The organism is Schleiferilactobacillus shenzhenensis LY-73 (genome assembly GCF_000469325.1).
Classification (GTDB): domain Bacteria; phylum Bacillota; class Bacilli; order Lactobacillales; family Lactobacillaceae; genus Schleiferilactobacillus; species Schleiferilactobacillus shenzhenensis.
Genome location: NZ_KI271584.1, coordinates 36,542 through 46,664 on the forward strand (window position 1 = coordinate 36,542; position 10,123 = coordinate 46,664).

The window sequence follows — 10,123 nt, forward strand, 5'->3', positions numbered from 1 at the left end:
AGCACTCAGTCACGCCCGAATACGAATTGTGTCACGCCCCCATGACTGATGTGCGGCATGGTACCTGCGTAGACGCTAAAGCCAGTCTCGCCACCAGAACACCGAACCGCACGTAATTGAAATATTGAATCTCCCCACAACCTGTTTCACGTGAAACAGGATGGCTCTTATTGAATGTCGTCCTGTTGACTACACTGGGTATCTCCAAGAATTTCTCCAACAGGCAGCCTAATACGGTCTAGACCCATTACAATATTCCCCCGCGGGAGGTGCTGAAATATTGTTCTAACGCGCTTTATCCTGCGGTTGAAATATCATACCGGTGACCAACATCATCATAAGACCCAAATTATGGAAACGCTATTATTTTGCTTGGAAAAGTGGGAAGTGCTGCCTGCCGGGAACCAGGAAATAAAAAACACCCTCCAGAGCAACAGTCGGCGGGTGCTGGAAAGGCGCACAAACGTTAAACCATCCAGTGAAATGCGCAATATAGAATTGTCTGGAGCACTTTTTCTCGGGAAATAATCCGCAGTCATTATTTTAAGCGGACCATCGCGGCTCCGATGCCCTTGGGCCCGCCGATACAGCAACGTCCATGAGCAGAGACACAAGCCGGCAAAAGCTCGTCTATCCTGTCGTTTTCTTACGGCTCATCCTACATTCTGGCCCGATTGCGGACTGCCGAAACGGTATCGATTCCTTGCGCCCTTAATTGGTCCTTTGAATTGTCCACCGTTTAATCGTTCTTTCGTACCGGTTCATCGCCATGCGCCTTAATTTGTGCCATGAGTGCCTGATAATCCGCATCAGTGTATGCACCGTCGCCAGCCAGCATCGCTGCAAATTCGTGTTCAGTGAGACCTGTGAAAGACAGCACCTCGTCACCGCTCAACCCATGCCGAATCATTGCGGGGATAATTTGCCGGGCTTGGTTAAAATGAGGTAGTGAACGCATCCGTTGCCAGTATTCAGAGCCAAAAACGATGTCTTTTTTCTCAATCTTCTTCATAGAGGGAGACCACCCTTTCGTAGTAACGCGATGTTCACTGAGTCAGATGTGCCATTTCTTCCTCTCGAATCCGCATTGCCCGTTCAAAGTTGTCAGTAATGATACCGAAGACCTGCTTGTCGTGCATTGCTCGGCGAATCTCGTGGGGATCGTCAACGGTCCAGAGGAGCTGGGGAAAGTCGATCTGGGGCTGATACTGTTCCACGTGGAGCGTCGCCAGGATCGGCTTGAGCGCCGTGAACTTGGGCACCTTGCCAGATTGCATCGTCAACACGCCCAGCTGCTGGGTCGGGGCAATGGCGTGCAGCCGGCGCAGGGTGTCCGAATCGAAGGAAGAATAAATCGTCCGGGCGGCCATGTCGCGCACGACGATCTCCCGGTGGACTTTCTCCTCAATATTCGTATAATGCACCTTGCTGGTCTTGAACTCCAGGTTCAGCTTGATCCCGCTGGGCGCCATCAGGTCCAGCACGTCGCTGAGCAGCGGCACACGCTCACCGTTGGCCATCTGGTACTGGTGCAGCTCGGCTAGCGTCATGTCCTTGATCCAGCCATGGCCATTCAGCGTCCGGTCGATTTTCTCATCATGGATAATGACCAGCGCGCCGTCCTTGGTCTCCTGCACGTCGGTCTCGATCCCATCCGCCCCGTGGGCAATGGTGTACGCGAAGCTGGCCATACTATTCTCCGGGAAGCGCACGGGGAAGCCGCGATGCCCGTAGATGTCGAATGTCATCATACTCGTCCCTTCGTCTTGGTGATCTGCACAGACTGTTGTTCCGCGAGTATTATAGCAAGAAAACGGTGTCAGAGTGAGAATAGGGCTCAGACTTTACAGCTTTCCACAACCCTTACTACTCCTCTTCAGGATTCAGGTAGTAATCGAGTACATCCAAAAACGCAGGATAATTTCGATCAAGGACTCGAGAAATATTTACCGTCGCCGCGACAACCAACTGAATCGCCACTGGATAATCTAGGTCTTGTGCACGATCAAATCTTTCAATTTCTTCTTCATAAGTATACCTAAGGCTCATTGAATTCAGAAGTGATTCAATTGCTCCATTTACCCCACCCTCCTGTTCATGCAATTGCAGAACCAAACTGATGCGGGCGGCTACATCGGGCCGCTGTAAATACTCTTGTTTATTCATTACTGTCGGCTGTGCGTTAAGCTCAGTTAATATCTTTTCCATGGTACTCAAAATCGTACCGCAAATAGATTGATAAGAAACCGCCCCCGCAATCAGTTTCGCAGGATCAGGAATATCTTGATTATACGCTTGCCACATTGCGTCAAGGTCTACTTGTTCTTCACTTGGATTTGTTTCGCTTGTATCTGCCATAATGATGTCTCCTCCTTAGTCCCGCTATACTAGTTGTGTTTCCAATGCCGTCGTCGCAATACCGAGGTCTTCTGCCATCTCTGTAATATGCTGATGGCAGGTGAACATAATCAGCTGGTGCTGTGCTCCCTGCGCCTTCAAAAATTGTAGTGCTGCTTCCGCCCGCCGGTTATCGTATTCACGTAACACATCATCGAGCAGCATGGGTATTTCTTCTCCTTGTTCTTTACCTGCTGCCAATAGATTGGCAATGGCAAATCGCAAAGCAAGGTAAGCCTGGTCAGTTGTTCCACCGCTGAGATAGTTGTAATCGTGATACGCGCCATCAGTCAGAACCTTCAGTTCAAAGCTCTTGGGAATCAATAAATCGTGGTACCGCTTATTAGTGAGTTGGGCCAGGTATTCCCCAGCCTTTTTCTTAAGCTCTGGTGCAAAGTTTTGGCGCCGCTCGTCAATTACTTCTTGTAAAGTCATCAATGCAGTACTAAGTGCATCGTAGCGGGCCTGCAAGTCCTGAATGTTTTCCTCAGTATCAGAAATATCTGATTCAATTTCGTCTAGTGGCCGACTGGGAACCTTGATTGTATTTTGCAAGCGATACCATTGAGCGTCCAAATCGGCCGGCATCTCCTTGAGTTGGGTTTGCAATTGTGCTCGCTCTTCATCAGAGAGTGTCTGCGGAGCGGTATCATGTTGCACGCTCGCTCGCAATACTTCCTCAGAATCCTTGATCCCGGTCACTTGACGCTGGCTGGCCACCGCTTGAGCGGCTTTTTGATAATCCGCCCAGGCGTCTTGAATAGCCGTCAACGTGGTCTGAGCATCAGTTAGGCTTTCTGGTCGAGGCGTTATTGCTGTGAAGTAATCGAGCATGGCTTCCATACTCTTTTTAGCTTTTGCTTGAACTGCTGCCAGTTGCTCCTGACGCGTTTGGGCCTTTTGCTGTAGCCGATAGCTTACCTGATATGTCATGAAATCAAGTACTTGTTTGACTTGTAAGTTTTGGCTAAGAGCCGCGGCGACCACATCATGCTGTTTTGCCAGTACAGCGGTAATCTCATCAAGACTGTCTTGAGAAAGCCCCAAAGTGGGCAGTTCGAGTTCTGGCACTTGGTTTACACGATCTTGCCAAGCATCTCGAGCTGCTCGCCAGCGGTTCAGACTATCAGAGACATTCTCCTGAATCGGTGTGATTTGGGCAGCTATGTTTCGCAATTGTTCGCGCTTCTGTTCAGCTTCTTTCAATTTGGGGACAAGTGCTGCCAGTTTTTGATCAATTGTATTCTGAGTCTCCGTCAAGGCAGCAAGTGCTTGCTTCTGCTGATCGATATCCGCAGCAGACACGGTTGGCTGCCCCTGTTTGGCCTTCCCAAAACCTAGAATTACGGCGGCTGCCCCAACTGCGGCAAGAACGTAGCCAAACACATTAACGACGACACCCAAAACAACACCAACAAGTAACAGGATCATGCCACCAATCAGATAGGCTTGCTTCTGCTTCTGTCCGGATTGGACAGCAGCTTGTTCTTGCTCCCGTTGCTGTTCCATTGCGGCAATCTGCGTGGCGAGTGTTTGCTGCTTGCTTGTATTTTTTTCCTTTTGTGCGCTGAGGTTTTTATTTTGCGTTTCAGCATCAGCAAAGCTGTCTGCTTGGGCTTGCAGAGCCTTTTGCTGCGCTTGTAGATTACTTAGACGACCTGCTTGTTTCAGTGTCTCCTCACCAGCGGGTACGACATCCCGAGCAAATTGTTCCTGTAATTTGGACATTTGGTTTGCTTGCTCGTTCAGCTGCTTTGTCTGCGTATATTCGTCTTCACTTATCGGTACGCCCTGTTCCCCATCAGTGCTGGCCTGCGCATCCGCGGTCCGACTATCATCGCGTGCCTGAGCAATCGCCCTGGTTCCGCCTTGAATGACTTGCGCCGCATTGTCAGGGCGAACACCAAAACGAGTCAGAGCGGCCTCCTTCTCATGGATTACCTGAATCCCCTGCAGCAGTTTTTTACGCTGATCAGCTTCTTGTGCCAGGGTATCTGCAGCCAGTTTTTTCTTAATGTCATCTTGCTGCTCTCTTTGGGCCGTCAGCTGTTTTAACTCGGTAACTGCCTGGGCTTGGTCATTCACTTGCTGCTTTACAGACTGGTATTCTTCTTTGACGTGCTGGAGATGATCCTGGGCTTCCACCAACTGGCCTTTGCGGCCAGACTTAGTCCGCAGCAATGTCAACGCATTATCCAGACGAGTCACAACGGTATTAGAAGAAACGGATTCATCGCCGCTTTCAGTCAAATTCTTCACCAATTGTTCCGTCAACTCGTCTTTAGCCGGATCGCTTTTGAACATGCCAGGCCGGCCAATAAAGCCGGTCTTCAAGAACCCGTCTAGATTGATGCCCAGTGCCCACTCGCCGACTTCTTGTTTGCGCCCGAGCGATACTTCTTGATCTGTATCCAGATTAATTAGGGTGACGACGTCCTTGCTTGTTGTTTTTCCAAATCGCTTCTCTACCCGGTAACGTACGTCACGGTTGGTGAATTCCATACTGCCAGCCATCTCGTTACTATTCCACGGCTGATATTTGGTTCTAATCGTCATGTGGTCAGCCCGGTCGCGGCCTTGGTCCCCATAGAGCATCAACAGGACGAAACCCATAATAGTCGTCTTGCCCTGTTCATTGTCTCCATAAATCAGCTGATCACGGCCATTCAGCGTAATCTTAAAATTGTGAAACATGCCAAAATCGGTCAACTCAAGTGTATTAATTTCCATTATCGATGTCCCCTCTGAACGCCCGAACGCCAATTGCTAGTGCCGTTTCAAGCCTGCTTCGCTGATGATCATCCTGGGCCCCAGATATCTTAGCCTGCATCTTCTGCACGTAATTACCCTCCAAGGTATCCAGTTGTGCCAGTTGATCATAGTCAATATCGGCCCTGGTTTCATCACTGATTCGGCGATCAAACAGAGTCAGCTGGTCAGATATTCCCTTAACTGTGATGAGTGCGTCTTCAGAAAGGGTGCCTACCAAATGAATTTTATACAAATTATCTGCAAATTGCGGACCATACTGGCTTGCTAGTTGATCATTAATCACATCTACGGCTTGCAGATTGGATTCCGCCTGACTGATGTCCACAGTCACATCTTCATAACGCCGTTGGCAAGTAGGAATAAAGGTCGCCTGCGGTTGATGGTCTTCCGTGAAATCAACCTGTAAAATTCCCTTTTCTCCCAACTCGTCAAAGCCATGGCCCTCCGGCGTCCCAGCGTATGCGTATGTCGTCTTACCGGCCGCGGCTTCACTCCTTTTATGAATATGACCCAAAGCCAGCCAATCTAATCCCGACCCTGCAATTTGTTCTCGGGTAATTGGATCATAGGGTGAAGTTTCTGGAGTGGACGCATCGCCATGGAGAACCCCAATCTGCAAATCGTCACCATCCTCCGCTGTAACTGGTTTCAAAAGTGTCTCGTGCTGGTATGGTGCGGTGAAACTAGCTCCCCAAACTGTTGTATGCAGCTCTGGAAAGCGAATGCTGGACCACTCGCCAGAAAAAATATGGACGTTCTTCGGCCAGTGTGTAGTCGCTTCGTAGAATGAGCCGGGATATGAAAAATCATGGTTGCCGGCAGCAATCATTACTGGGATCGGTGAAATTCGCGCTAAAGTATCCTGAACATCCCGGACCAGAGTTTCGTCTGGGTAAGCGTTATCGAATAGGTCCCCCGGAATTAACAATAAATCAGCATGGTGGCTAACAGTGTATTGCACCGCATCAAAGAAAGTCTTCTTCAACTCTGATTTTCGCTGATTACTCTTCTGGCTGTTTTTCAGGCCAGCGTAATCAAAACCAAGATGAACATCGCTCATCTGAACAATTCTAGTCATGGATTCTCCCCTGTTCTTTAATGGCCTAAGTCACGGGCCTTCAATATACTCTTTACCTATCTTCTCACAAAAGATCCAAATAAGAAACGAAAAATACTGATTTTATATTCACAAAATGTTGTTGTCATCATATACCCGTATGACGATAGGCATTATGGACCGGTGCTTTCGTTACGATGACCGCTGTCCACCACCCGCTTGGGCATTAACCGATACGGTATAATGGAAGCACTAACCAACCAAGAAAGAAGTGCACCCCCTCATGAAACATATCGTCACCGGCATCGTCGCCCATGTCGACGCCGGGAAAACCACCCTCTCCGAAGCACTGCTCTACCAAGCCGGGACGATCCGCACCTGGGGCCGGGTCGATAAGGGTGAGGCCTTTCTCGACACCGACGCCATGGAGAAGAAACGGGGCATCACCATCTTCTCCCACCAAGCGGAGTTGCAGTACCAGGACCTGGCCTTGACCCTGCTAGACACCCCGGGCCACGTGGACTTCGCCGCCCAGACGGAGGAAGTCCTGCCGGTGCTGGACTACGCCATTCTGGTCGTATCGGCCACCGACGGCATTCCCGGCTATACCCGCACGTTGTGGCACCTGCTGGCGCGCTACCAGGTGCCGGTCTTCCTCTTTGTCAACAAGATGGACACCCGGGGCGCCGACGCGGCAGCGGTGCTGCAGTCACTGCAGACCGCGTTATCTCCCGGGTGTACAGACTTCACCCCGGATGCCGCCGGCCGCTTGAGCGAGGCCGCCTTGGAGAACGCCGCCACCCAGGATGACGCCGTATTAGCGGACTATCTGGACACGGACGCACTCCCGGATGCCGCGCTTCAACAGCTGATTCAGCGGCGTCAGGTCTTCCCTGTCTACTTCGGTGCGGCCCTCAAGCAGACGGGCGTGACAGAATTGCTGGCCGGCCTGGCCCATTGGACGGTGCCGGCGCCGGCTGCCGCCCAATTCGGCGCTCGGGTCTTCAAGATTACCCACGACGATAAGGGCGAGCGCCTCACCTGGGTGCGGGTCACTGGCGGCACCTTGGCTGCCCGGGCGGTCCTCGTCAACGATGAGAAAGCCAACCAGCTGCGCATCTACAACGGCGAGAAATTCACCATCGCCCAAACCGTCCCGGCGGGGGCCGTTTGCGCCATAACTGGCTTCACCGCCACCTACCCGGGCCAAGGCTTAGGCGCGGAGAAAGACGCCCCGCACCCCACGCTCCAGCCGGTCCTCACCTACGCTGTCGATCCCCAGGGCAATGATATTCCCACCTGCCTGCAGGCCATGCAGGAACTGGCCGATGAGGACCCCCAGCTGCATGTCACCTGGTCCGAACCGCTCCAGGAAATTCGAGTGCAGATCATGGGGGTCATCCAGCTGGAAGTGCTGCGGCAGATGATGGCCGACCGCTTCCACCTGACCGTCGATTTCGTCCAAGGGCACATTCTCTATAAGGAAACGATCAAGGCGGCCATGGAGGGGGCCGGGCACTTCGAACCGCTGCGCCACTATGCGGAGGTCCACCTGCTCCTGCAGCCGGGCGCCCCTGGCAGCGGCCTCGTCTACGACAGCACCACCAGTCCCGAGACTCTGCCTCAGAACTGGCAGCACCAAGTCCTCACCAGCCTGGCCGCCAAGGAACAGCTCGGCGTTCTCATCGGCGCCCCCCTCACCGACATGCACGTCACCCTGGTCACCGGCCGCGGCAGCATCGTCCACACCGTCGGCGGCGACTTCCGCGAGGCCAGCTGGCGAGCGCTGCGCCAGGGCCTGATGATGCTCCGGGCCCAGGATCAGTGCGTCATTTTAGAGCCCTGGTACGATTTCCGGTTAGAAATCGGCCGCGACCAGGTCGGCCGCGCGATGAACGATATTCAGCGGATGAGCGGTACGATCGCCGATACCGAAGACGCCGACGGGGCGACCATGACCGTCCTCACCGGTACGGCCCCCGTTTCTGAAATGCAGTCCTACACCCAGGAAGTCAATACCTACACCCACGGCCAGGGCCAATTGGAGACTGTCGTGGCGGGCTACCGGCCCTGCCACAACGCCGATGCGGTCATCACGGCCGCCAATTACAGTCCCACCGGCGACTTGGCCAACCCGCCGGGCTCGGTTTTCGTCGCCAAAGGAGCGGCTTATACCGTGAACTGGGACAAGGTACCGGAGACGATGCACCTGCCCTATGTATATTCCGCCGCCCAACTCGCCGCATTAGGGCACGACCGAGCTTGAGACATGAAAAAAGGTCCCGCCAACCGTCGTCACTGACGGTCTGCGGGACCTTTCTTACTCACTGATCGATTGAGAATTAACCACGGGTTGACGAACTGCTGTCACTATTCTTCTCTACCTGGCTCTGGGTCTGGCTCAGCGTCACGGTCGCGGTCTGCTTGCTGCTGCCGCGGTAGTACGTAATGGTGACCTTGTCGCCGACGCTAAAGTTGTAGAGTTGCGTGTGCAGCTGCGCCACACCGGAGATGGCCTTGCCATTCAGCGCGGTGATCACATCGTAGGCCTTCAAGCCGGCGTTAGCGGCCGGGGTACCCTTGTCGACACTCGCGATGACGACACCCTCCGTCAGGCTCGTCGGAATCTTGAGGCGGGTCCGGGTAGTCGAATTATCCACGGTGCTCAGGTCGATGACCCGGACGCCCAGGGCTGGCCGCACGACCTTGCCGTTCTTCACCAGCTGGTTGATGATCTTCACGACTTCGTTGGACGGAATCGCGAAGCCCATGCCCTCGACGGTGGTGCCATCGTTGCTCTGGGCCAGCTTCATGGAGTTGATGCCGACGACTTGCCCTTCAGCATTCACCAGCGGACCGCCGGAGTTCCCGGGGTTGATCGCGGTATCGGTCTGAATGACAGTCGCTTGGCCAGTGGCCTGACCGTTGCTGTTGGTAATGTCCACAGTCCGGCTCTTAGCAGAAATGATCCCTTGGGTCACGGACGTCGCGTACTGGCTGCCCAGGGGTGACCCAATGGCAATGACCGGCTCACCCGGGGTAACGGCGTCAGAATTCCCGAAGGTGGCAGTGCCCTTGACGTACTTCGAATCAATGGTCAGCACGGCCAGGTCGGTCAAAGAATCGGTGCCGACCAGCTTTGCACTGGTCTTGGTACCGTCGCTCAAGATGACTTGCAGTGAATCGGAGCCTTCGACCACGTGGTAGTTGGTCACGATGTAGCCCTTGCCGTTTTGGTTGGCATAAATCACACCGGAACCTTCACCATACTCTTCCAAGCTGCCTTTCGATGACGAGCCGCTGTCGCTGTCGTCACTGTCGCCGAACAGCCCAGCGAAGGGATCGCTGCTGTCTTCATTGCTTTCCTTCTGCAGGTTGACGACGGAAACGACGGCGTTCTTGTTCTTGTTAAAAGCGTTGGTCATGGACGTGGAATTCTTCATCGTCACGTTGCTGACCTGGGTCGTCCCCGGCTCAGAACTGGACGAAACCGTCGTGTCACCGGCACTGTTCTGGTGGGCCAGCTGGGCACTGATCCCAGCATAGGCCACGCCGCCGCCGATCAGCGCCGAAACCAGCGCCACCAGGGCAATCTTCCACAACCCGCTGTTCCGCTTCTTCCGCGGCGGTTCCCCGCCGTTACCCGCACTATTCGCCGGCCGTACAGGGCGTTGCGGTGTTTGCGGATTCTGCTTCGGTTCTTGGTTGGGTTCATTGTTATCAAATTGGTTATTATCCATCATCGAGGGACCGAGACGACTCGCCGCAACGAGGTACGCGGAGCACGCTTACCAAATGGTGACAAGACTCGCATTTCCACGTGACTGAGTGCCAACGTGGAGCAAGCGGAGGCAAAATGGGCTCAGTGGTGAAATCATTCTTGGCGGCTTTGCCGCC

7 protein-coding genes are annotated in these 10,123 nt (G+C 53.5%); 1 reads left to right on the top strand and 6 read right to left on the bottom strand.

Features of this window, described 5'->3' with window-relative positions; translation table 11 throughout:
• Nucleotides 1-739: 739 nt before the first annotated feature.
• From L248_RS03715 to L248_RS03735, 5 genes are all read right to left on the bottom strand, one after another.
• On the bottom strand, nucleotides 740-1,012 hold the full coding sequence (locus L248_RS03715; protein ID WP_022528735.1) for a hypothetical protein: 273 nt from the start codon (nucleotides 1,010-1,012) through the stop codon (nucleotides 740-742).
• Nucleotides 1,013-1,046: 34 nt separating this feature from the next.
• Nucleotides 1,047-1,751: a glycerophosphodiester phosphodiesterase family protein gene (locus L248_RS03720; RefSeq protein WP_022528736.1), complete on the bottom strand. Its 705-nt coding sequence runs from the start codon at nucleotides 1,749-1,751 to the stop codon at nucleotides 1,047-1,049.
• Between the two features lie 115 nt (nucleotides 1,752-1,866).
• A complete protein-coding gene (locus L248_RS03725; protein WP_022528737.1) occupies nucleotides 1,867-2,358 on the bottom strand; it encodes a hypothetical protein in 492 nt (163 codons plus the stop codon).
• 24 nt (nucleotides 2,359-2,382) lie between these two features.
• Nucleotides 2,383-5,127, bottom strand: coding sequence for an AAA family ATPase (locus tag L248_RS03730; protein WP_022528738.1), 2,745 nt, complete (start codon nucleotides 5,125-5,127; stop codon nucleotides 2,383-2,385).
• Nucleotides 5,117-6,247 carry a metallophosphoesterase family protein gene (locus L248_RS03735; protein WP_022528739.1) on the bottom strand — a complete coding sequence of 377 codons (1,131 nt, stop codon included), beginning with the start codon at nucleotides 6,245-6,247 and terminating at the stop codon, nucleotides 5,117-5,119. The genes L248_RS03730 and L248_RS03735 overlap by 11 nt, the downstream gene beginning before the upstream one ends.
• A 262-nt stretch (nucleotides 6,248-6,509) precedes the next feature.
• Here L248_RS03735 and L248_RS03740 point away from each other — a divergent pair, with 262 nt between their 5' ends.
• Nucleotides 6,510-8,492 carry an elongation factor G gene (locus L248_RS03740; RefSeq protein ID WP_022528740.1) on the top strand — a complete coding sequence of 661 codons (1,983 nt, stop codon included), beginning with the start codon at nucleotides 6,510-6,512 and terminating at the stop codon, nucleotides 8,490-8,492.
• Nucleotides 8,493-8,568: 76 nt separating this feature from the next.
• Here the strand turns inward: L248_RS03740 and L248_RS03745 are convergent, their stop codons facing one another.
• Nucleotides 8,569-9,969, bottom strand: coding sequence for a S1C family serine protease (locus tag L248_RS03745; RefSeq protein WP_022528741.1), 1,401 nt, complete (start codon nucleotides 9,967-9,969; stop codon nucleotides 8,569-8,571).
• Nucleotides 9,970-10,123 lie beyond the last annotated feature (154 nt).